Origin of the sequence: Paraburkholderia bryophila, from assembly GCF_013409255.1 — a bacterium.
Taxonomy (GTDB): Bacteria; Pseudomonadota; Gammaproteobacteria; order Burkholderiales; family Burkholderiaceae; genus Paraburkholderia.
Genome location: NZ_JACCAS010000002.1, coordinates 2733170 through 2755762 on the forward strand (window position 1 = coordinate 2733170; position 22593 = coordinate 2755762).

Here is a 22593-nt window from a genome sequence, read left to right on the forward strand (position 1 = left end):
GATTGCACACCGTTGGGAATTAGATTGCCAACAGGCTGTAGCCAATCGCCGGCTACGCCTGTCACATGACGGTCGAGCGACGTTACTTGAGGAACGGAATCATCCTGCCGAGCAAGCCGTCGCGGTCGACGAATTGATGCTTGAGCGCCGCCAGCACATGCATGACAACCAGCGCCAGCAGCGTGTAATTGAGCAGCACATGAACCGTGCGCAGCGTGGCCTTGAGCGCCTGATCCGGGCCGATGAGGGTGGGCAACGGCACGATGCCCAGATACACCACCTGAATACCGGCGGCGGAACTATAGAGGTAGCCGGACAGCGGAATAGCCAGCATCAACAGATATAACAGACCATGGACCAGATGCGCCGCGGCCTTCTGCCACGTGGGCGTGGCGCTGTCGAGCGCCGGCGCGCGGTGGGTGGCGCGCCACAGCACGCGGACCACGGCGAGCGCGAAGACGGTCACGCCGATCCACTTGTGCCAGGAGAAGTACTTGAGCTTGGTCGGCGTGAAGCCGTGGATATCGGTCATGATCCAGCCGATATAGAAACCGCAGACGATCAATGCAGCGATCAGCCAATGCAGTGCAATGGCGGTTCCGTGATAGCGGTCAGGATCTGAAGGACGGGATTTCATTCTTTTGCTGTGGGTTGGGCGTGCGGTATCGCAGGTGAATGCGGATAGTAGGCAGGCCAATGAAAACTGAATAGACGGGTAGAAGAGAACAGATTGTTGTGGTGGTGATGCTAATGGGGGTGGAATAAAACGCTGGGCGCTACGTAGGCCACGCAAACCGCGCAAACGGGAAAACGCCTGAGCGCACCCGGCGCTGTGTTAATTTGCCGGCTGGACCGCGAGGAAGGATTGAATCGATGAACAGCACTGGCAAACACAACGCGCCGCTCGGCGCGGATTTTCTGCGTCACGATTCCGCACCGGCCGCTGCCGGCGTGGAAGGTTACATGGAGCACGACGCCGCCGTCTACCGTACCTTGCTCGAATCGACGAAAGCGATTCCGTGGAAGATCGATTGGGCGACCCTGGCGTTCTCCTATATCGGTCCGCAGATCGAAGCGCTGCTCGGCTGGGCGCCGTCGAGCTGGAAAACCGTGCAGGACTGGGCCGCGCGCATGCATCCGGAAGACCGCGACAAGGTGGTCGAATTCTGCGTTGCGCAGTCGAAGGCGGGCACCGATCACGAAGCGGACTATCGCGCGTTGACGAGCCGCGGCGAATACGTCTGGCTGCGCGACGTGGTGCATGTGGTGCGCGACGCCAACGGCGAGGTCGAGTCGCTGGTCGGCTTCATGTTCGACATCAGCGAGCGCAAGAAGACCGAAGAGAAACTGGCCGAATTGCAACGTGAGCTCGAAGCGCTGTCGTTCAAGGACGGCCTCACGGGCGTGGGCAATCGCCGCGAATTCGACGCCGTCTTGCAGCGCGAATGGAGCGCGGCGCAGCGGCATGCCGCGCCGCTATCGCTGATCATGGCCGACATCGATTTCTTCAAGTCGTACAACGACTACTACGGCCACGTGCAGGGAGATGCGTGCCTGAAGCGGGTGGCCGCCGTGCTGAGCGAAGCGGTGCGGCCGGGTGATTTCGTCGGCCGCTTCGGCGGCGAGGAATTCGTGCTGATTCTGCCGAATACCGGTGCGGACGCCGCGCGGCAGGTCGTCGAGCGATGCCGTGACCGGCTCTCGGCGGAGGAGATTGCGCACGAGCGTTCGCCGTTCCGGCAGACGGTGACCGCGAGTTTCGGCGTCGGCACGCTGATTCCCGCGGCGGAGGCCGATCCGGTGGCGTTCGTGAATCTGGTGGACTCGCAGTTGTACCTTGCTAAAGACAATGGGCGCGACTGCATCGCGGCGGTCAACCGGGTGGGCTGATGGCGGGTGCCATAGCGGCGGCTCGGCGTTGCTCTGGCACAAGGTTTGCTCCCTTAGCGCCGGCAGCGGCGGGCCCACCAGGCCTGCCGCGTCCCGGCCGCGCCTGTGCGCCACTCACTCCAATTAAGGGCACCTTTTGAATTCCGTTTTGCTTTCCTGGGGTATCGCCGCGGCCGCCACGGCCGGTGTCATCACCCGGCCGTTCAAATGGCCCGAGGCGGTCTGGGCCGTGGCCGGCGCGCTGCTGCTGGTGGCGCTGGGGCTGTTGCCGGTCGATCTGGCGATCGCGGCGGTCGGCAAAGGCACCGACGTCTACCTGTTTCTGTTCGGCATGATGCTGCTGTCCGAAGTGGGCCGCCGCGAAGGACTGTTCGACTGGGTCGCGGTGCTCGCGGTCAATCATGCCCAGGGTTCGCCGCGCAAGTTGTTCCTGCTGGTCTATCTGGTCGGCGTGGTAATCACCGCCTTTCTTTCCAACGACGCAGCCGCGGTCGTGCTCACCCCGGCCGTATTCGCCGCCGCCAAAAAAGCGAAGACGCACCCGTTGCCGCTGCTGTTCGTCTGCGCATTCATCGCCAACGCGGCGAGCTTCGTGCTGCCGATCTCGAATCCGGCCAACATCGTGCTGTACGGCAATCACACGCCCGCGCTCGGCGCGTGGCTGATGCGCTTCACGCTGCCTTCGCTGCTGTCGATCGTGGCGACCTACCTGATGCTGCGCTGGAGCCAGCGCGACGCGCTGGCCGGCACCTGCGAGGCGAATCTGGAACCGCTCGCGCTATCGGCGAGCGGCCGCGTCGCGCTGGCGGGTATCGCGGTGACGGCCGTCGCGTTGCTGACGGTGTCCGCGTTCGATCTGCCGCTCGGCCTGCCCACCGCGATCCTCGGCGCGCTGACGGCGCTGGTCGTGTTGATCCAGGAGCGCAAATCGCCGCTGCCGATGATCCGCGAAATCTCATGGAGTGTGCTGCCGCTGGTTGCCGCGCTGTTCGTGCTGGTCGAGATGCTCGATCACACCGGCGTCATCACGACGCTCGCCGGCCTGACGCAGCGCGCGGCGCTGCACAACGAAATGAGCACCGCGGGCTGGGCCGGCGCCGCCATCGCGTTTGGCAGCAATCTGATGAACAACCTGCCGGCCGGGCTGATCGCCAGTTCGACCGTGCTGCAGGCGCACAGCCCGGAGCGCGTCATCGACGCGTTGCTGATCGGCGTCGACCTGGGGCCGAACCTGTCGATCACGGGGTCGCTCGCCACGATCCTCTGGCTCAACGCGATTCGCCGCGAAGGCGAAGACGTCGGCTTCCTGACGTTTCTGAAGGTCGGCGTGGTGGTGATGTTGCCGGCGCTCGTGCTGGCGCTGGGCGCGAGGATTCTGATCCACTGAGCGGCGGCGCTCCGCGCGCACGTTCCGTCCGCCATTCTTCAGCACAACGGGAATTCACCAGGCAATCTTGCGGACAGCATGTTCTATGCTGATTCAACAGCCTATTTTGTCATCGATACGTTATCCGAGGCGGCGCTGGCGGCGCTTGCTGCGTCGCTCTAGCCGACAGACGAAAGATACGCAAAGCGCGTTCGGAACGGCATCGCAAAGTCATTTCATTCCATGTCACGTCGAACAGGCGTCGCGGCGGTCATGACATAACTCGACATGATTCTGAAATTGCATTCGCTCGGCGCTTGCCCAAGAATTCGGCCTGTCATTGAACGGATCGCGGCACCAGCAGGCGACGCTCGATGACCCATCAAGGAGTCGGTCATGAAGAAGTTGTTCGCCATCGTGTTGCTGTGCTGCGCATCCACCGCTACGTTCGCTCAATCCGCCGCGCCGCAGGCCGGTAATCCTCAGCGTATGCAGCGTATGGAGCAGCAGTTGCAGACGCGTTTCTCGAATGCCAACACCACGCACGACGGCAAGCTCACCAAAGACCAGGCCGCGGCCGGCATGCCGATGGTGGCCAAGCACTTCGACGAGATCGACGCGCAGAAAGCGGGCTACATCACGTTGCCGCAGATCGAGGCATTCATGCAGCAACGCGGGGCAGCGCACTGAGCCGCGCGGGTATCGGCGGGATCGTAGGGCCGTGGCGCGGCGCACGAGCCGCTCCGCCGAACCCTCAGCCGTCATTTGATCAACAGCCATGCTCGATGAAATCCGCCACGTCCCGCCGTTTGCGCTTTGCCTGCGCGTCGATGATCGTCTCGATGAGCGTGGCATTGAGCGCCTGCAAGAGCGTCGGCCCCGATTTCAAACAGCCGGACGTGACGCTCGAAAACCGCTGGCTCGAAACCTTGCCGGATCAAGGGCAGGCCACGCCCGCCGCGCAGGCCGCCTGGTGGACCGCGTTCAACGACCCGGTGCTGAGCGCGCTCGAAGAGCGTGCTTTCCAGCGCAACCTGTCGCTGCAGGTGGCCGGTCTGCATATCTTCAAGGCGCGCGCGCAACTCGCGACCAGCGCGGAAAATCTGCTGCCGCAGTCGGGCAGCGTGTCGGCGGGTGCGGACCATATCAACACCAGCGGCGTCGGCCCGTTGCCGCCCACGCATTTGTGGGCTGAACATTTACGCGTGAACGCCGGCTGGGAAATCGATTTCTGGGGCAAGTATCGCCGGCAGATCGAATCGGACCGCGCGCAATTGCGGGTGTCGGAAGCTGCCTATGACAACGCGCTGGTATCGCTGTTCGGCGACCTCGCGAATGCCTATATCGACCTGCGCACGCTCGATCAGCGCATTGCGGTGGCGCAGCAGAATCTCAAGTCGGTGCAGCAGAGCCTCACGCTGACACAGGCGCGCTACCGGCACGGCGCGGCGACGCAGCTCGACGTCGAACAGGCCGCCACGCTGGTGGCCGAAACCGAAGCGCAGATTCCGCCACTCATCAAGGCGCGCGCGCAGGACCGCGACACGCTGGCCGTGCTGCTTGCCGATCCGCCCGACGCCGTCGAGGCGCAGCTCAAAGGCGGCACGGCGATACCCGTGCCACCCACGCAGATCGATGTCGGCATTCCCGCCGATCTGCTGCGGCGCCGTCCCGACGTGCGCCAGGCCGCGCTCAACGCGGCGGCGCAATCTGCGCTGATCGGCGCCGCGAAGGCGAAGCTGTATCCGTCGCTGTCGCTGACGGGGCTGTTCGGGTTGTCGTCGGGCGACCAGCACGGCATTGGTTTGACGCAGTGGGGCAGCAAGACGATCGGGCTGTTTTCCGCAGGTATTACGCTGCCTATCCTTGATCGCGGCCAGTTGAAAAACGCGGTGCGAGTTCAGGACGCGTCGTTTCAGGAGGCGGTGCTCGACTATCAGAACACCGTGCTGCAAGCGCAGAAAGAAGTGGAAGACGCGATCGCCGCGTTGCGCACGTCGCTGGATGCGCTTGCGGCGTCCGCGCGCGCATCCGATGCATCGCAGCGCGCGCTGCGGCTCGCGAACGCGCAGTATCGCGCGGGCTCGGTGACCTACGATCCGGTGCTGGACGCGTCGCGTTCGGCGTTGCGCGACGGCGATGCGCTCGCGCAAAACCAGGGGCTGGCGGCGCTCGCGGCGGTGTCGCTGTATCGGGCGCTCGGCGGCGGATGGGAGGTTGCGCAAGGACAGCAGGTGGTCAGCGAAAAGATTGCCACGCAGATGGCGCAGCGCACGGATTGGGGGCGTTTGTTGAATCCGCCCGCCGGTTCGGCTTTGGCGCGTGCGAGCGTGGCGCAGCCTGAGAACGGGAAATAAAAACATGGCGAATCGATGCGTGAACAACGAGCGGGGCGGGGCTGAGGGCTGTGTAAAAAGCCGGACCCAACCCGCAATCGCGTTTGGTATTACTGCGCCAGCAGTCATCACCCCGGTCGTGCTCGCCGCGCTGATCCTCACGCTGACAGCGTGCCACGACAACGCCACCCAGGCCGCACAGAACGCACCGCTACCGCAAGTCAGCGTAAGCCGGCCCGTGCCTCGCGAAGTGCGCGAACAGCTCGACCTGAGCGGTACCGTCGCGCCTTCCGCCACGGTCACGCTGGTGGCGCGCGTGCAGGGCGTGCTGCAGCAGATCGGTTTCGCCGACGGCGCGTACGTGAAGCAAGGCCAGTTGCTGTTCCGCATCGAGCCGGATTCGTATCGCGCGCAACTCACTTACGACCAGGCCGCGCTCGTCAACGCCGATCAGGAACTGACGCGCCAGAAGCAGCTCACGTCCGACAACGCGACCTCCGAATCATCGTTGCAGAAAGCGCAGACCACGCGCGACCAGGCGCTCGCCAAACGCGACATGTCGCGCATCAATCTCGGTTACACAGAAATCCGCGCGCCGTTCGCGGGTCGCATCGGTGCGCGTTCATTCGACGTCGGTAATCTGGTCGGCGCATCCGACTCCACCAAACTCGCCACGTTGGACCGCATTCAACCGGTGTACGTGAATTTCACGCTGAACGAGCGTGACGCGAACCGTATCGGGCTGTTCACGAAACCGCCACGCACCGTGCGCGTGAACGTGCTCGGCGCGCCGGCCGCTCAGGGTGAAGACGCCGCGCTCGAATTCGTCGATACCCGCGTGGACTCGGGCAGCGGTGCGCTCAAACTGCGTGCCGATATCGCCAATCAGGACGCGCATCTGATTCCGGGCATGTCGGTCGAGGTGCATATCCCCGCCGGCGCGCCGCAGAACGTCGTGCTGATTCCCGACACCGCCTTGCTGCGCGAGCAGGCCGGCGCCTTTGTGCTGATCGTGAACGGCGCGGGCGTGATCGAGAAACGCGCGGTGCAAACCGGCGGCCTGTACGGCACGTTGCGTGCCGTCACCGTGGGCCTGAACGCAAACGATCAGGTGGTGACCGGCGGCGCGCTAGCCGTCGCGCCCGGCGCCAAGGTGCAGGTGGTCGCGGCCGCGACGCAGGGTCAGTCATGATTCGCTTCTTCGTCGAGCGGCCGGTCTTTGCCAATGTGATCGCGCTGATCGTGATGCTGCTGGGCGGCGTGGCGCTGATCAATCTGCCGATCGCGCAGTATCCGCCGATCACACCGCCGACCGTGCAGGTGGTCGCGCGTTTTCCCGGCGCGAGCGCGGCGACGGTGATCGATCGCGTGGCGCTGCCGATCGAAACGCAGGTCAACGGCGTGGAAAACGCGCTGTACATGCAGTCGACCAGCACCAACGACGGCACCTACACGCTGACGGTGACCTTCGCCGTCGGCACCGATGTCGACAAGGCGCAGGTGCTGGTGCAGAACCGCGTTTCAGCCGCCACCGCGCAATTGCCGCAGGCGGTGCAGCAGCAGGGCGTCACGGTGCGCAAGCGTTCCACCGCGATTTTGCAGTTGTACACGCTGCAATCGCCCGATCCGAAATACGATTCGCTGTTTCTCAGCAACTACGCGGTGATTTCGTTGCGCGACACGCTCGCGCGTTTGCCGGGTGTCGGCGACGTCACGGTGTTTGGCACCGGTCAATACAGCATGCGCGTGTGGCTCGATCCACAGAAACTCAGCGAGCGCGGTTTGACCGCCGCCGACGTGATGCAGGCGATCCAGAGCCAGAGCAAGGACGTGAGCGCGGGCCAGCTCGGCTCCGAACCGAATGCGGGCGGCTCCGCGTTTCAACTGACGCTGACGATGCAAGGCGCGCTCACCGACCCGCACGAATTCGACGACATCATCGTCAAAGCCGATCCGAACGACGGCGGCCATTTCGTGCGCATTCGCGACGTCGGGCACACCGAACTCGGGTCATCCAGTTACGGACAGTTCTTCAATCTCGACGGCAAACCCGCGGCCGGTATCGCGATCTATCAGTTGCCCGAGGCGAATGCATTGGAGGTCGGCAACGCCGTGAAGGCCACGATGACGCGCCTCGCGAAAGACATGCCGAAGGGCGTCAGCTACCAATTGCCGTTCGACACGACGACCTTCGTGCGGCAATCGGTGCTCGACGTCTACAAGACGCTGTTCGAAGCGGCCTTGCTGGTGCTGGCGGTGATCCTGCTGTTTCTGCAGAACTGGCGCGCAATGCTGGTGCCCGCCACGACGATTCCGGTGACGATCATCGGCACGTTCGGCGCGATCTATCTGCTGGGCTTTTCGATCAACCTGCTGACGCTATTCGCGATCGTGCTGGCCATCGGGATCGTGGTGGACGACGCGATCGTCGTGGTCGAAGGGATCACGCAACACATCGAGCTAGGCAAGACGCCCAAGCAGGCGGCCATCGACGCGATGCACGAATTGCTGGGGCCGATTGTCGGCATCACGCTGGTGCTGATCTCGGTGTTTCTGCCGTCGGCGTTTCTCGGCGGCGTGACGGGACAGATGTATCGGCAATTCGCGCTGGTGGTGGTCGCCACCACGGTGATCAGCGCGATCAATGCGGTGACGCTCAAGCCGGTGCAAAGCGCAAGGTGGTTGCGGCCAGCGCGGCCCGGCAAACCGAACGTGGTGTATCGCCTGTTCGACAGAGGCTACGCGCGCGTGGAAAGCGGCTACGTGCGGGTGGTCGCGTGGTTCGTGGCGCGTTGCCGTCTTGCGCTCGTGATCGCGCTGGCGCTCGGCGCGGCGTCCGCGTTTCTGCTCACGCGTATTCCCACGAGCTTCATTCCGCTCGAAGACCAGGGCTATATGCTGATCGCCGCGCAACTCGCGGACGCCGCGTCGCTCGGGCGCACTCGCGGGGCGAGCACGCAGATCGAAAAACTGATCGGCGCGATTCCCGGCGTGAGCCATGTGGTGTCGATCGGCGGCATCTCGCCGCTCGACAATAACGCCTCGCTGCCGAACTCCGCGCTGATCTACGTGACGCTCGACGACTGGAGCCAACGCGGCAAAGGCGAAGACCTGCGCTCGCTGTATCTGCGCATGAACCGCGAACTCGCGAAACTGCCCGACGTGCGCTCCGTGGTGATCGTGCCGCCGCCGATCCAGGGCCTCGGCAATAGCGGCGGTGTGCAGATGCAGGTGATGCTGACCGACGGCTCGCAAAACTACCAGCGGCTGCAGGACGCCACCGACGCGCTGATCGCCGGCGTCTCGAAGCGCCCCGAATTGCAGCGCGTGTTCAGCCCGTTTCGCGCGTCGGTGCCGACCGTCGAACTCACGCTGGATCGCGCCAAGGCCGAATCGTTGCAAGTGCCGGTCGGCAATGTGTTCGATCTGCTGGAGGATTATGTCGGTTCCAGCTACGTGAACCAGTTCACGACGTTCAACCATACGTTCCCCGTGTTCGTGCAGGCCGACGGCGCATTCCGTCGCGACACCGACGACATTCGCCGTTTGCAGATTCGCAGCAATAGCGGCCACATGGTCGAACTGGGCACGTTCATCGACGCGCACACGAGCGTCGGCCCGGCTGTCGCGACGCTCTACAACCTCGCGCCGGCTGCGGCCATCAACGGCAATCCGGCGAACGGCTACAGCACCGGCGACGCGATCGCGGCGTTCGAACAGGAAGCCGCGCGGATTCTGCCGGCCGGCGTCGGCTATGAGTGGACCGCCATGTCGTATCAGGAGAAGCTGGTTGGCAACTCGGCCTACTGGGTGTTCGCCGTGGGCGTGTTGCTGGTGTTCTGCGTGCTGGCCGCGCAGTACGAAAGCTGGCTGCTGCCGGTGGCGGTGGTGCTGGCCGTGCCGTTGGCATTGCTCGGCACGGCGGGCACGCTGGCGTTGCTCGGCGCCGCCAACAATCTGTACACGCAGATCGGCCTCGTGCTGTTGATTGCGTTGTCGGCGAAGAACGCGATTCTGATCGTCGAGTTCGCGCGGCATTTGCGCGCGCAGGGCGTCGGCATCGCGGAGGCCGCGGTGGAGGCGGCGCGTTTGCGGTTCCGGCCGATCATGATGACCTCGTTCGCCTTCATTCTCGGCGTGGTGCCGCTCGTGATCGCCACCGGCGCGAGTGCGAGCGCGCGCCGTTCGCTCGGGATTGCGGTATTTTCGGGGATGCTCGCGTCCACCTGTATCGCCGTGCTGTTCATCCCGTCGTTCTACGTGCTGTTGCAGCGCCTGGCAGAACGGCACGCGGCGCGCCAGACGCCGCCCGACGCTTAAATCGAGGAGCTTTCGCATGGAACGCCCCGCCAAAATCATCGTGCTCGACGACGAAGTCGAATTGCGCAACATGCTGCAGCGCTTTCTGCGCGGCCACGGTTTCGACGTGCGCGTCGCGGAAGACAGCAAGCGGCTCGATCGTTATCTGGAACGCGAACCGTTCGACCTGCTCGTGCTCGATCTGATGATCGGCGAAGAAGACGGCCTCGAAATCTGCGCGCGTCTGCGTGAGCAGGGGCAGACCTTGCCGATCCTGATGCTGACCGCGAAGGGCGATCCGCTCGACCGCGTGGTCGGCCTCGAAACCGGCGCCGACGACTACCTCGCCAAACCGTTCCTGCCGCGCGAACTGGTGGCGCGTATCAATGCGCTGCTGCGGCGCCAGAAGATGGCGTCCGGCGAAGTCACGGTGACCTCGCAATCCGTGCGCTTCGGCGATTTCACGCTCGACGTCGGCAAGCAGCAACTGTCGCGCGCGGGTGCGCTGCTGGAGATTCATTCGGCGCAGATGCTGTTGCTGGTCGCGCTGGCGTCGTCGCCGAACCGGCCGGTGAGCCGTGACAATCTGCTGGCGCGCGCACGCGGCCGCGAGCACGACGCGCTCGATCGCAGCATCGACGTGCAGGTGCTGCGGCTGCGGCAGATCGTCGAGGACGATCCTTCCAAACCGCGCTTCATCAAGACGGTGTGGGGCATCGGCTACATGCTGGCCGCGGACGTCGACTCATGACGCGCGCGGAGCGGGGCGGGACGCAAAAACAGGCCGTGCAACGCGGCGCGCAAAGCGACGTGCAAGGAGGGGGGCAAGCCGCGCCAGGCGGCGCCAAGGGAAGGGGCCGCGCTGCGCCAGGCGGCGTACTACGAGCGCTGCTTCCCAGAACACTGCTCGCGCGCAACATCGTCTTACTGATCGTGCTGGTGATGCTGAGCCAAGCCTGCGCGCTCGGCGTGTTGCTGCATTACGTCCAGCGGCCGCGTGTCGAACGCGCGGCCGCCGTTTTCGCGACCTACGTGACGACGCTCGACAACCTGCTCGCCGCCACGCCGCCCAACGCGCGCGTCACGCTGACCGCGCGGCTCGACGCTCGCGCGCAACTGCCCGATGACGTCACCGAGGCGCAGCCGACCGATCTGTTGCGCGCCTATCGCATCTATCAGCGCAACGTGTTTCTCGACAGCTTGCGCGCGCATCTACCCGCCGACATGCCGGCGCGCTGGCAGTCGGTCGGCGGTCAGCGCCTGTGGATTCGCATGCATGCGCCGGCCGATGCGCCGCAAGCGCCGTACTGGATCGCGCTGCCGATTCCCGAAGACGCGCAGGGCAACGGACTCGACGCGGCGATCCTGCTGTCGCTCGGCCTGGGCGCGCTGGCGGCGTTGACGGGCTACCTGATCCAGCGCCACCTCAACCAGCCGCTCCAGCGACTGACGCGGGCGGCGCGCCGCGTGAGCGCCGGCGAGACGCCCGCGCCGCTGCCCACCGACGGCCCGACCGAAATCGCCACGGTGAGCCATGCTTTCAATCAGATGACGCAGGCGTTGCAGCAGGCCGAGGCAACCCGCGCGCTGATGCTAGCCGGCATCTCGCACGACATCCGCACGCCGCTCACCAAACTGCGCCTCTCGATGGCCATGGCGATGCCGCACGGCAGCGACAGCAGTTTCGTGGTCGCCGCCGAGTCGTACCTCGACCAGATCGAAACGATCCTGCAGCAGTTCATGGATTACGCGGGCAGCGGCGAACGCGAGGCCGCGGAACCCGGCGATCTGAATGCGTTGATCGAACGCCTCGCGGGCGATTTCGCCGGGCTGGGACATGAGTTTGAGCTGTCGCTGGCGGTGTTGCCGGCAATCGCATACCGGCCGATAAGCATGATGCGGCTACTGATGAACCTGATGCAGAACGCGATCGTGTACGGCGGAACGGGGCTCGCGGTGCGGAGCTGGACGACGCCGGAGGCGGTGTATGTCGCGGTCGGCGATCGCGGCAAAGGCTTGTCGGCGCAGGAGCTGGAGCAATTGAAGGCGCCGTTTCAGCGCGGCAGCAATGCGCGCGCGCATAGTGGCGGCACGGGGCTGGGACTGGCAATCGTCGAGCGGATCGCGCGGCTGCACCATGGCAGCCTGCAGTTTCATGCGCGCGAGGGCGGTGGGCTGGAGGTGTGGGTGGTGCTGCCCGTTGTGTTGCCCGCCGGGTTGACCGTCGCGCCGCCGCTCGCGTAGTGGATTGTGCTTACACCCGATCCAGCCAGGCATCCAGCCCGACCCGGAACGCCACGCCCGCGATAACCGGCACGGTCAGCATCAGGATGATGCCGAAGTTCGGAATCTCGTCGCCATACGTAATGGGACCGTAAAGAACGACACCCGCGACGATCGCGAACACCACGACGCCGACGGCGACCATCAGAAGATTGCGCGCCGGCACCGGCAGCGCCTTGCGTTTCGCCTTGCCCGGCGTGGCGTGGGCGGTGGGGGCTTCGTCGTGTTGGGCAGGCATGATGATTCTCGTGGCTGGAAAAGGCGACGTGAGGAGCGGCGGCGAACCGGACTCCGCTAAGAGTGCGACCGGCATCATACCCGGGCGCGTGTGTGCCGCGCATGTCACGCCGAAACGTCGGGCGTGGGGATGCGGCAACACCTCTAACATCAATATAAGCCGCATTGGCGCAAGGAGGATAAAAAGCGCAATACCGGCGGTTACGGCAGATAACCCGGCGGGCGCCGGAGCGGCGCTGCAACAGCGATAGCGCGCGCTTGTGGCATGGCGCCGCCCGCGTCGGGCGGACTCAGGCGCGCTCGCGTTTGCGCAGCAGATACGTGTCCATGATCCAGCCATGCGTGCGGCGCGCCTCGGCCCTGACGCGTTCAATTTCGTCGATCACGTCACGCAGTTTGCCGGCGATGAGAATTTCGTCGGGCGTGCCGACATAGGCGCCCCAGTAGATGTCGAGGTCGTCGTTCGCGAGATGCCGGTAGGCGTTCTGCGAGTCGAGCATTACGACGACGCTGTCCACGTTGTCCGGGAAGCCTTCGGCGATCGAGCGGCCATTGGTGATCGTGATCGAGCGGCCGATCAGGTTCAGCGGAACCTTGTGCCGCGCCGCCAGCGCCTGGACGCTGCTGATGCCGGGAATTACTTCGTAGTCGAGCGCCTCGCCGCCGCCTTCTGCGATCGACTCGGCGATCGCTTCGACAATGCGAATCGTGCTGTCGTACAGCGACGGATCGCCCCACACCAGAAACGCGCCGACCTCGCCGTCGTTCAGTTCCTCCGCGATCAGGCGTTCGAAGATGCGTTGCTTGTCGCGGTTCAACTCGTCGACCGCGGAGCGATAGTCGCCGTCGTCGGGCCGGCGTTCGGGGCTGCTCGCCTCGACGATCCGGTAACGCTCGCCGTCCACGAAACGCTCGATGATCTGCTTGCGCAACGCGATCAGCTTCTCTTTCGCGACGCCTTTGTCCATCACGAAGAACACGTCGGCCTGGTTGAGCGCGTTGATGGCCTGAACGGTTAGATAGTCCGGATCGCCCGCGCCGATTCCTATGATCAGGATTTTTTTCATCAAGAGGTTTCCGGTTAATGAGGATGAGTGGAGATCAGCTCGATGCTGTCGAGCTGCGCCGCGCAGATGTCACGAACGATCTTCACGAAATCGTCGAAGTAAGGCCGCCCCGCAATGTCTTTAGGTGCGACCGCATACAGTTCGCTCCACAGCCCTGCGGCGCCGACCCGTTTCGCGAGCACGTAGTCGTGATCGACGTAGTTCTTCACGCCCCAGTTCGGCAGCGCCGCAATGCCGCGCCGGCTCGCCACGAGTTGCATGATCGCGATGGTCAGTTCGGCGGTGCGCCGTTCGAGCTTGATGCCGGCCGGTTCGAGAACCTCGCGGATCAGGTCGATACGCGTTTCCGGCACCGGGTAGGTGATCAGCGTCTCGCCTTGCAGGTCTTCCGGGCCGACACGCCGCTTGTTGCGCAGCCGGTGTTCGTTGGCGATCACCACCTGGATCTCGAAGCGGAACAGCGGCGCGACGTGCAGGCCGCGTTTGGCCGCGGGCTTCGAACCGATCACCACGTCGGCCTTGCGCTCGTTCAGCAGTTTCATCGGGTCGGCGTGAAAACCCGCGACCAGATCCACTTCGACCTCCGGCCAGCGGCGCCGGAATTCGTCCATGACCGGCATCAGCCAGTCGAAACAGGTGTGGCATTCCAGCACGATACGCAACTCGCCGCGCACGTCGCCTTTGAGGCGAACCAGATCGCGTTCGGCCGTGGCCACCGCGGCCAGCGTGTCGCGCGCGAGCGCGAGCAGCCGCTCGCCGGCGGCCGTGAAACGCAGGCCGTGGCGGGTCCGTTCGAACAGCGATACCTCGTAATGCGCTTCCATGTCGCGGATCTGGTGCGACAACGCGGACTGGCTCAGATTGACGCGCTCGGCGGCGGCGACCAGCTTGTCGGACTCGGAGATCGCGATCAGCGAGCGAAGATGGCGCAGTTCAAGCATGGCGATACACCGAAGCGGGAAAAGTCTTGATATGAATGTGGCTCATATGATGATGAAAACATGTCGCTTGATGAATCATAGCGCGACTCGCACACTGCGCGGCATTCACTCAAGGATTCCGCATGGCCCGCACCCACATTTCCGGTTTTCCGCGCATCGGCGCGCAACGTGAACTGAAGTTCGCGCAGGAGTCGTTCTGGCGCGGCGAATCCGACGACGCCTATCTGCGCGACGTCGGCAAGGCGCTGCGCGCGCGTCACTGGGCATTGCAGCGGGACGCGAAACTGGATTTCGTCGCGGTCGGCGATTTCGCGTGGTACGACCCGATGCTGAATCTGACGGCGTTGCTCGGCGCGCTGCCGGAGCGTTTCGGCTTCGAACCGGCGACGCTGTCGCTCGCGCAGTATCACGAACTGGCGCGCGGCAACAAGGCGCAGCCGGCAATGGAAATGACCAAGTGGTTCGACACCAACTATCACTACCTCGTGCCGGAACTCGGTCCCGATACGACGTTCAATGGCGGCGTCGACTGGTTCTTCGACGAAGTCGACGAAGCGCTAGCGCTGGATTTCGCGGTCAAGCCGGCGCTGATCGGGCCGATCACCTATCTGTGGCTCTCCAAGAGCCGCGTGGCCGGCTTCGACCGGTTGTCGCTGCTGCCGGGACTGGTGATCCGCTACATCCGCATTCTCGATCAGTTGAAGGCGCGCGGGATCGAATGGGTTCAGCTGGATGAACCCGCGCTGTGCCTCGACCTCGAACCGGATTGGCTCGAAGCGTTTGCCGCCGTCTACAACGTGCTGGGCGACGGGGGCGTCAAGGTGCTGCTGGCCACGTACTTCGACACCGCCGCCGACCATGCGCCGCTGGTCGCCGGTCTGCCGGTTCACGGCGTACATATCGATCTGGTTCGGGCGCCGCAACAACTGGACGCATGGCGTTCGGCGCTGCCCGCGGACAAGGTGCTGTCGGTCGGCGTGATCGACGGGCGCAACGTCTGGCGCGCCGATCTGGGCGAGATCGCGGCTTCGCTGGAAAGCGTTGACGCGGAGCGCGGCGACCGGCTATGGATCGCGCCGTCGTGCTCGCTGGCGCACGTGCCGGTCACGCTCGCTTCCGAAAAGAAGCTCGACGCCGAACTCCGCTCGTGGCTCGCTTTCGCCACCGAAAAGCTCGACGAGATCGGCACGCTGGCCCTGGCGCTGCGCGATCCGGCCGCGGCCGAACCGGCGCTCGCGGCAGCGGATGCCGCGCTCGATTCGCGACGAAGTTCCGGCGGCGTGTTCAACGTGCTGGTGCAACGGCGCGTCGCTACCATTACCGACGCGATGGCGGACCGCAAGAGTCCGTTCGCCGACCGTAGCCGCGTGCAGCGTCACGCGTTGAAATTGCCGTTGCTGCCCACCACGACGATCGGCTCGTTTCCGCAGACGCCGGCCATCCGGCAGGCACGCGCGGCGTACCGGCGCGGCGAACTTCGCGCGCTCGACTATCTCGAGCGGATGCGCGCGGAAACGGCGAGCGTCGTGCGCAAACAGGAAGAACTCGGGCTCGACGTACTGGTGCATGGCGAAGTGGAACGCAACGACATGGTCGAGCATTTCGCCGACAAGCTGTGGGGCTACGCGTTCACCGAAAGTGGCTGGGTGCAGAACTACGGCTCGCAGTGCGTCAAGCCGCCGATCATTTACGGCGACGTCTATCGTCCCGAACCGATGATCGTGGACAACGCCTGTCATGCGCAGTCGTTGACCGACAGGTTGGTGAAAGGCGTGCTGACCGGTCCGGTCACGCTGCTCGAATGGTCGTTCGTGCGCGACGACCAGCCGCGCTCGACCACGGCGCTGCAACTGGCGCTGGTGATTCGCGATGAAGTAATGGACCTTGAAAAAGCCGGCATCCGCATCATCCAGATCGACGAGCCGGCGTTCCGTGAAGGGCTGCCGCTGCGTCAGGCTGACTGGCCCGCGTATCTCGACTGGGCGACCCGCGCATTCCGGATCGCGGCGGGCGGGGTGTCGGACGCGACGCAGATTCATACCCATATGTGCTATTCGGAGTTCAACGACATTTTGCCGTCGATCGCCGCGCTGGATGCGGACGTGATCACGATCGAGACGTCGCGCTCGTCGATGGAACTGCTCGATGGTTTCGGCGAGTTCGCCTATCCGAACGGAATCGGCCCGGGCGTGTACGACACGCATTCGTCGCGCGTGCCGAGCGTTGAAGCGATGCAACGTCTGCTGGAGCGTGCCTGCGAGGTGATTCCTGCCGAGCGCCTGTGGGTCAACCCGGACTGCGGTCTGAAAACCCGTGGCTGGCCCGAGACGGAAGCCGCGCTGACCAATATGGTGCAGGCCGCGAAGGCCTTGCGGCAGAAACTTGTTGCGTCCGAGGTGACGTCCGATCTCACGAACAATTGACGGACGGCACTGCCAGTCGTTACGCTTGCGCCCTGATGGTTCCCCTTACCGGGATCAAAAGGGAACGCAGTGACGCGCAGCAATGCGCCGAGTCTGCGGCTGCCCCCGCAACTGTAAGCGACGAGTTCGCGCCACTCATGACCACTGGGAGACCGGGAAGGTCGGCGCAGAACGGCGACTCGCGAGCCAGGAGACCTGCCATCGACCGAGGTCTGCGCAGCCGCATCGGGCGGGGTGTCCCGATGCGCCAGCACCGCTCCATGCGGTCGCTCGTTGCAAAGACAGCCTAACCTCAGGACCTGTCATGTCCACCAGCACGTTTCAAAACGCTCCACTCGCGGGGGCGTTGTGCCTTCGCCTTTCCGCATCAGGCATTGGCTCACTATGAAGTTCCGTCATCTCCTCGTTACGTCCGCGCTGACGGTTTCCTCAGTTTCCGCATGGCAAACGGCTCACGCCGCGGACGACGCGTCGCTGTCGCCCGACGCCCAACAGCCGGCTCAAACCACGCTGCCGAACATTCTCGTGACGGGCGATACGCAGCATCTGCCGCAATCGTTCGATCAACGCTATGCGTCGACGCAAGTCCTGAACAAGGCGGATCTGGACCGTCTGTCGCCGGCTGATCCGAGCATCACGCAAGCGCTGGCTACGTTGCCCGGCGTCACCGTGTCGCAAAACGGCGGACCGGGCGCGACGGAGGCCGTCAGCATTCGCGGGTCGAGCGGCAGCCAGGTGGCGGTGTTTATCGACGGGATCCGGGTCGGTTCCGCGACGACGGGTCAGGCCTCGTGGGCCGATCTGCCGACCTCCGCGTTCGACCGCGTTGAGGTGATCTCGGGGCCGGCGGCCGCTTCGTTCGGCGCGGACGCGGTGGGCGGCGTCGTGCAACTCTTCACGAACCATGCGGCGAATCAGCCTAACCGGACCACGGTCTCGGTAGGCGGCGGTTCGAACAAGACGTTCGACACGCAAATCCGCACCTCGGGCAGCCTTCCGTCCACGGGTCCGCTGTCGGCCTTGTCCGGATTGACGTACTCGCTGGGCCTGCACGACTACAACACCGCGGGGATCGACGCTACCAAACCGTTCGCGTACGGGCACGAGGACGGCCGCAATCCGTACCACGCGCAAGACGTGGACGCGCGGCTCGGTTATGCGCGCGACAACTGGTCGATCTCGACCTTCGCGCTTTATCACAAGTCCACGTTCTCCTACGACAACGCCGGGGGCGATAACCAGCAGCTCGATCATCAACTGACGACGGGTATCGCGCTGCACGTCGATATCACGCCGTACACGCAGTTCGACCAGTCGGTCGGCTACGCGAACGACCGCCAGTTCCTCTACGCGAACGACCCGACCCTCGCCACCGATGAAATCGACTCGACGCGTTTCAGCACGTCGACTTCGCTGACGCATCAGGAGCACGGGCATACGCTGTTCGGTCTGCCGTTGTCCGGCGAGACGAAGCTCGCTTACGACTTCTCGCGCGAGCAGGCCTTCCTGCCGATCGATATTCCGTCGGGCGTGCCGGCTCGCAACGATTCGGCGGTTTCGCTGCATCAATCGGCCGTGCTCGGGGCGTTCACGCTGTTCCTCGCGGGCCGCCACGAGATCGTGCAGGGGCAGTCGGTCAATACGGGCAACGTCGCGCTCGCTTATGCGATCACGCCGGTTTATACCGCGCGTGTTTCGTATGGCAACGCGTTCCGCCTGCCGACGTTCAACGATCTGTATTACCCGGGTTTCTCGAACCCGAACCTGTCGCCCGAACGCAGCGACACGGTCGAAGCGGCGCTCGATGCCACCACGTCGATCGGCACGTTCACGGCCGCGTTGTACGACACGCGGGTGCATGACCTCATCACGTACGACCCGGTGACGTTTGCTCCGGTGAACGTGGGGCGCGCGCATATTCAGGGTATCGATCTGTCGTACCGTGGCACGCTCGGCCGCTCGACGCCGGTGAGCCTCGCGATCGGTCTGCTGAATCCGCAGGACGTCACCGACCGCACGTGGCTCAATCGTCGCCCACGTCAGACGGTTAGCCTGAGCGTCGATCACACGTGGGACGAGTTTCATCTGCACGCGCTGAGCACCGGCGTGACGCTGCAGTACGGCGGCTCGACTTACGACGATCCGGCGAATACGACGTATCTGCCGTCGTACGCGACGGTCGGTCTGCGTGCCGCTTACACGGTCAATTCGCATCTGACGTTGTCCGCGTCGCTGACGAATCTGTTCAATCACACGTACTCGACCGCGTATGGCTATAACACGTTGGGTCGGACGGCATTCGGCAAGCTGGCGTATACGTTCTAGCGGTTTAGCCGTTAAATCAGATCGCTGTCGTCACCGGCGCAACCGCGGCTGGATCCGTAATACTCGGCTTGCCGGTTTCGACGTGGCCTGCAATACGCCGCACCCAGTTCGCGTTCCCCGCGACCGTGAACTGAAAGTCATACCACTGGCTGTTGCACGACAGGTCCCAGTGCGCCTCGGCAGTTTTCCCCGCCGGCACGGTCAGCGTTTGCGGCGGCGTGCCGTACGCGACGTCGGTGGCGGTGACCGTCAGCGGCGTGGTCCCCGCGTTGGAGAGCGTGACGTAGACGTTGCCGTTCGCCACGTCGTAGCAGGTCACCACATCCGGTTTCGCCGCCGCGTCCGCGACAGCCGTCCCGCCGAATCGCCGGAAATAGCCGTTCGGGCCGTACACGTTCACCCTGTAGTTGCCGTTCGCATCCAGCGCCCATGTATCGGTCAACTGCTTGCCGGCTTCGACGGTATAGCGGCGCGGCATGGCGGTCGGGTCGCCCGTATAGACCCAGAAATGCGCGCCCTGCGTGCCGGTGTTGGCGAACGTCAACGCGTAGCCTTGCGCTTGCAACTGGCCGTTCACGTGCAGTTCGTACGGTAGCGCGCGCGCCGGTCGCGTGCCCGGTTCCTGTGCGGTCACCAGTTGTTGCACGGTGCTCGCGGGGGCGGCTTGCGCCGTCGGCCGCGCGCACTGCATGTCGGCTTGCGAGACATAGGTCGTCGTGTTCGGCAGGGACGGCACGGTCGAGTCCGACTTCGAAAAGTCGAGCGCGGTGGTCAGGTCGCCGCAGATCGCACGGCGCCACGGCGAGATATTGGTTTCCATCACGCCGAAACGCTTCTCGATGAATTGCAGCACCGACGTGTGATCGAACACCTGCGAGCAGACGAAGCCACCCTTCGACCACGGCGACACGACCGTCATCGGCACGCGCGGGCCGAGGCCGTACGGCAGGTTGTCGGCGGTGTAGGTGCTGGCCTGGGTCGCGGTCACGACGTTGTGACGTTCGAGCGAAATGTCCACCGTGCTCATGCCCGAGCCCGGCACTGTCGGCGCTTGCGGCGGCACGACGTGATCGAACAGGCCGTCGTTCTCGTCGTACATGATGAACAGGACGGTCTTGCTCCACACGTCGGGATTCGACGTCAGCGCGTCGAGGATCGTCGAGATGTAGTTCGCGCCGTACAGCGGCGTGAATTTCGGATGCTCCGAATAGGCCGCCGGCGGCAGCAGCCACGACACTTGCGGCAACGCGTTCGCCTGCACGTCGGCCTTCAACTGCGTCAGCGAGCGCGTGCTCATGCCGCGGTTCGCCAACGACGAACCCGCCGGCGCGTTCACGAAGTTCTTGAACGCGGCCAGCATGTTGGTGCCGTAATTGCCGGAGAAATTGTCGAAGCCGGTGCCTTGCTGATAGACCTGCCACGAGACGCCGGCCGTTTCGAGCCGCTCGGGGTAGGTGGTCCAGTTGAAGGGCTGTAACTGGATGGCGTCGAACTGGTTGTCGATGTAATCGGTGTTGTCGAGCAGCGGGCCGCCGCCGGTGGCCAGCGGATCGACCATCCCCGTCATCAGATACATGCGGTTCGGGTGCGTGTTGCCGGGGATCGAGCAGAAGTAGTTGTCGCAGACCGTGAACGCATCCGCGAGCGCGTAGTGGAACGGAATGTCCGCGCGCTCGTGATAGCCCATCGTCATGTTGGTCTTCTGCACCGCCCATTTGTCGGCGCGGCCGCTGTCGATCGCGCCGTGCGTCGTGGCCCACGTATGCGGCAGACCGCCGATACATTGAGCGTTGATGCCCGGATTGGTGGTGTCGTAACGGAACGGCGCGATCACCTTGGTCTGATCTTCCTGGCGCGGCTGGAACCACACCGGCTGACCGTTCGGCAGCGTCACCGGAAAGCGGTCGTTATAGCCGCGCACGCCGCTCAGGTGACCTAGATAATGGTCGAACGAGCGGTTCTCCTGCATGAAGACGACGATGTGCTGCACGTCCTGGATCGTGCCGGTGACCGAATTCGGCTCGATGGCCAGCGCCTTGCGAATCGACTCGGGAAACAGCGTGCTGGCGGCTGTCGCGCCGGCAAGTCCGGCGGACAGCTTCAAAAAATCTCGACGGGTTTTGGTGGCCATGCGAAGGACCTAATTGGAATTCAGATGTCAGGAGGCGGGCGAGACGGTGCCCGGAGGACAGCTCATGTGCGTATTGGCGACGGGGGTATTGCCGCACGCGGATTTCGCCACCGGGGCGGCCGACGGCGATACGTCGTCACCGCATGCGCCGAGCAGCGCGGTAGCGGCAATCAGGCCGGCGAACGCGAGTGGACGGAATGCCAAACCCGGCATGAGTGTCTCCATGAAATTGACTGAGGGGACGCGAGCGCGCATCGGCGAACGCGGCTCATTGGTGTCCGCGATGCCGAGAAGGTAATTTCCAATTATTACGTGCGAGTGTCTCGTGAATAGAGAGATGGTTTTTTTTGACTTCGCGATTGATGAACTGAACTGCTGATCCGTTAAGATCAATTGGGTTGCGCGAGCAATGTTCTTCAAAAAACTATTCGAATACCGAGGAGAAGTTGATGGCCGGTGAAGTCATGCTGATGATTCTGATTCAAACGAAACCCGGACGAGGCGCTGAACAACTGGCGGCGTACCGTCAATTGGCGCCGATCGTTCGCGCGGAGGAGGGGTGTAGGCAATATGACTTACACCCGGTCGCGGGCGACGAGGATCGTTTCGTCCTGCTCGAAAAGTGGTCGTCGAAAGAAGCGCTGGCGGCGCACGATGTCACCGCTCATATGATCGCGGCGGATGCGCATAGTCCTACGTTCAGAGCTGGGCCCGCGACGGTGTTGCAGCTTGGAGCGACGAGCGTCGCGTAGGTTCACCGACGACTGGCGGCCGGCTCGATGCGCTTACTGACCCGACGCATGCGTCCGGAGAAACGCCGCATATCCATTCTGAGCGTTGATGATTTTCTCGGCGCACTCGTCATAGTCCGAACCCTTCTCGTTGTCCGCTCCGTACATGTTGCGGCATTGAGCAAAGAGGGTGAGCGTGGCGCCCGTGCCCTTCGCGTCACGGGTTGCCGAAAGCGCGGCCTTGCCTGAACGGGACGGCACGTCGGTCTCGATCGCGACGGCGTCGGCGCGCGTCACGGTTGTGTCGGAATGTTGCTCGATATAGCGTTTCGTCAGCGCCCACGCGGCGTCGCAGTTTGCCGGGGTGCAATTGACCGTGGCATTGCGTTGGGCAGCGGTCAGGCTTGCCTCGTTGTGGACGAATTGCTGGGCTTGCTGAGCCTGCTTTTCAGCCGACGAGCAAGCCGTGAGAGCGAGCGCAACGAGCGCAACGGTAGCGATCTTTTTCACGAGCGAGCCTTCCCTGGCGATGGTCGAGCGCGATTATAGCTGTGCGCCGCCAGC

At 64.2% G+C, this 22593-nt stretch carries 18 protein-coding genes and 1 riboswitch; of the genes, 11 read left to right on the top strand and 7 right to left on the bottom strand.

The window, feature by feature from the left end; genetic code table 11:
• Positions 1-82: 82 nt before the first annotated feature.
• Positions 83-637, bottom strand: coding sequence for a cytochrome b (locus GGD40_RS33160; RefSeq protein WP_179709806.1), 555 nt, complete (start codon positions 635-637; stop codon positions 83-85).
• A 236-nt stretch (positions 638-873) separates the two neighbouring features.
• On the opposite strand from GGD40_RS33160, the gene GGD40_RS33165 reads away from it, so the two are divergent.
• From GGD40_RS33165 to GGD40_RS33200, 8 genes are all read left to right on the top strand, one after another.
• A complete protein-coding gene (locus GGD40_RS33165) occupies positions 874-1890 on the top strand; it encodes a GGDEF domain-containing protein (RefSeq protein ID WP_179709804.1) in 1017 nt (338 codons plus the stop codon).
• A 136-nt stretch (positions 1891-2026) separates the two neighbouring features.
• Entirely contained in the window at positions 2027-3277 is a 1251-nt protein-coding gene (locus tag GGD40_RS33170) for an arsenic transporter (protein WP_179709802.1), read from the top strand.
• Positions 3278-3652: 375 nt separating this feature from the next.
• A complete protein-coding gene (locus GGD40_RS33175) occupies positions 3653-3946 on the top strand; it encodes a hypothetical protein (protein ID WP_035556163.1) in 294 nt (97 codons plus the stop codon).
• A gap of 95 nt (positions 3947-4041) precedes the next feature.
• Positions 4042-5613, top strand: coding sequence for an efflux transporter outer membrane subunit (locus tag GGD40_RS33180; RefSeq protein ID WP_179746523.1), 1572 nt, complete (start codon positions 4042-4044; stop codon positions 5611-5613).
• Between the two features lie 4 nt (positions 5614-5617).
• A complete protein-coding gene (locus GGD40_RS33185) occupies positions 5618-6784 on the top strand; it encodes an efflux RND transporter periplasmic adaptor subunit (RefSeq protein WP_257030655.1) in 1167 nt (388 codons plus the stop codon).
• Entirely contained in the window at positions 6781-9912 is a 3132-nt protein-coding gene (locus GGD40_RS33190; protein WP_179746525.1) for an efflux RND transporter permease subunit, read from the top strand. Before GGD40_RS33185 ends, GGD40_RS33190 begins: the two co-directional genes overlap by 4 nt.
• A 16-nt stretch (positions 9913-9928) precedes the next feature.
• Positions 9929-10642: a response regulator gene (locus GGD40_RS33195; RefSeq protein WP_179709794.1), complete on the top strand. Its 714-nt coding sequence runs from the start codon at positions 9929-9931 to the stop codon at positions 10640-10642.
• Positions 10643-10833: 191 nt separating this feature from the next.
• Complete coding sequence (locus GGD40_RS33200) at positions 10834-12135, top strand: ATP-binding protein (RefSeq protein ID WP_257030758.1); 1302 nt, start codon at positions 10834-10836, stop codon at positions 12133-12135.
• 10 nt (positions 12136-12145) lie between these two features.
• Here GGD40_RS33200 and GGD40_RS33205 read toward each other — a convergent pair whose 3' ends face one another.
• From GGD40_RS33205 to GGD40_RS33215, 3 genes are all read right to left on the bottom strand, one after another.
• Positions 12146-12412, bottom strand: coding sequence for a hypothetical protein (locus GGD40_RS33205; protein ID WP_035556168.1), 267 nt, complete (start codon positions 12410-12412; stop codon positions 12146-12148).
• 289 nt (positions 12413-12701) lie between these two features.
• A complete protein-coding gene (cobF, locus tag GGD40_RS33210) occupies positions 12702-13478 on the bottom strand; it encodes a precorrin-6A synthase (deacetylating) (protein ID WP_179746526.1) in 777 nt (258 codons plus the stop codon).
• Positions 13479-13492: 14 nt separating this feature from the next.
• Positions 13493-14419 (bottom strand): LysR family transcriptional regulator, encoded by a 927-nt coding sequence (locus tag GGD40_RS33215; RefSeq protein WP_179746528.1) that lies wholly within the window; start codon positions 14417-14419, stop codon positions 13493-13495.
• Positions 14420-14541: 122 nt separating this feature from the next.
• Here GGD40_RS33215 and metE point away from each other — a divergent pair, with 122 nt between their 5' ends.
• Together metE and GGD40_RS33225 are read left to right on the top strand one after the other, a co-directional pair.
• Positions 14542-16842 (top strand): 5-methyltetrahydropteroyltriglutamate--homocysteine S-methyltransferase, encoded by a 2301-nt coding sequence (gene metE / locus GGD40_RS33220; RefSeq protein ID WP_179746530.1) that lies wholly within the window; start codon positions 14542-14544, stop codon positions 16840-16842.
• Positions 16843-16861: 19 nt separating this feature from the next.
• Positions 16862-17059, top strand: a riboswitch (cobalamin riboswitch).
• Positions 17060-17226: 167 nt separating this feature from the next.
• Positions 17227-19167 (top strand): TonB-dependent receptor domain-containing protein, encoded by a 1941-nt coding sequence (locus GGD40_RS33225; RefSeq protein ID WP_179746531.1) that lies wholly within the window; start codon positions 17227-17229, stop codon positions 19165-19167.
• 16 nt (positions 19168-19183) lie between these two features.
• Here the strand turns inward: GGD40_RS33225 and GGD40_RS33230 are convergent, their stop codons facing one another.
• Entirely contained in the window at positions 19184-21298 is a 2115-nt protein-coding gene (locus tag GGD40_RS33230; protein WP_179746532.1) for a phosphocholine-specific phospholipase C, read from the bottom strand.
• Positions 21299-21325: 27 nt separating this feature from the next.
• A complete protein-coding gene (locus tag GGD40_RS33235; RefSeq protein ID WP_179746533.1) occupies positions 21326-21511 on the bottom strand; it encodes a hypothetical protein in 186 nt (61 codons plus the stop codon).
• Between the two features lie 236 nt (positions 21512-21747).
• On the opposite strand from GGD40_RS33235, the gene GGD40_RS33240 reads away from it, so the two are divergent.
• Positions 21748-22050 (top strand): putative quinol monooxygenase, encoded by a 303-nt coding sequence (locus GGD40_RS33240; protein WP_179746534.1) that lies wholly within the window; start codon positions 21748-21750, stop codon positions 22048-22050.
• A 33-nt stretch (positions 22051-22083) separates the two neighbouring features.
• Here the strand turns inward: GGD40_RS33240 and GGD40_RS33245 are convergent, their stop codons facing one another.
• Positions 22084-22539 carry a hypothetical protein gene (locus tag GGD40_RS33245; RefSeq protein ID WP_179746535.1) on the bottom strand — a complete coding sequence of 152 codons (456 nt, stop codon included), beginning with the start codon at positions 22537-22539 and terminating at the stop codon, positions 22084-22086.
• Positions 22540-22593: the final 54 nt, after the last annotated feature.

Coding starts and splice junctions, on each gene's coding strand:
- GGD40_RS33160 (WP_179709806.1), bottom strand. CDS start 637: ATGAAATCCCGTCCTTCAGATCCTGACCGCTATCACGGAACCGCCATT.
- GGD40_RS33165 (WP_179709804.1), top strand. CDS start 874: ATGAACAGCACTGGCAAACACAACGCGCCGCTCGGCGCGGATTTTCTG.
- GGD40_RS33175 (WP_035556163.1), top strand. CDS start 3,653: ATGAAGAAGTTGTTCGCCATCGTGTTGCTGTGCTGCGCATCCACCGCT.
- GGD40_RS33180 (WP_179746523.1), top strand. CDS start 4,042: ATGAAATCCGCCACGTCCCGCCGTTTGCGCTTTGCCTGCGCGTCGATG.
- GGD40_RS33185 (WP_257030655.1), top strand. CDS start 5,618: ATGGCGAATCGATGCGTGAACAACGAGCGGGGCGGGGCTGAGGGCTGT.
- GGD40_RS33190 (WP_179746525.1), top strand. CDS start 6,781: ATGATTCGCTTCTTCGTCGAGCGGCCGGTCTTTGCCAATGTGATCGCG.
- GGD40_RS33195 (WP_179709794.1), top strand. CDS start 9,929: ATGGAACGCCCCGCCAAAATCATCGTGCTCGACGACGAAGTCGAATTG.
- GGD40_RS33200 (WP_257030758.1), top strand. CDS start 10,834: ATGCTGAGCCAAGCCTGCGCGCTCGGCGTGTTGCTGCATTACGTCCAG.
- GGD40_RS33205 (WP_035556168.1), bottom strand. CDS start 12,412: ATGCCTGCCCAACACGACGAAGCCCCCACCGCCCACGCCACGCCGGGC.
- cobF (WP_179746526.1), bottom strand. CDS start 13,478: ATGAAAAAAATCCTGATCATAGGAATCGGCGCGGGCGATCCGGACTAT.
- GGD40_RS33215 (WP_179746528.1), bottom strand. CDS start 14,419: ATGCTTGAACTGCGCCATCTTCGCTCGCTGATCGCGATCTCCGAGTCC.
- metE (WP_179746530.1), top strand. CDS start 14,542: ATGGCCCGCACCCACATTTCCGGTTTTCCGCGCATCGGCGCGCAACGT.
- GGD40_RS33225 (WP_179746531.1), top strand. CDS start 17,227: ATGAAGTTCCGTCATCTCCTCGTTACGTCCGCGCTGACGGTTTCCTCA.
- GGD40_RS33230 (WP_179746532.1), bottom strand. CDS start 21,298: ATGGCCACCAAAACCCGTCGAGATTTTTTGAAGCTGTCCGCCGGACTT.
- GGD40_RS33235 (WP_179746533.1), bottom strand. CDS start 21,511: ATGCCGGGTTTGGCATTCCGTCCACTCGCGTTCGCCGGCCTGATTGCC.
- GGD40_RS33240 (WP_179746534.1), top strand. CDS start 21,748: ATGGCCGGTGAAGTCATGCTGATGATTCTGATTCAAACGAAACCCGGA.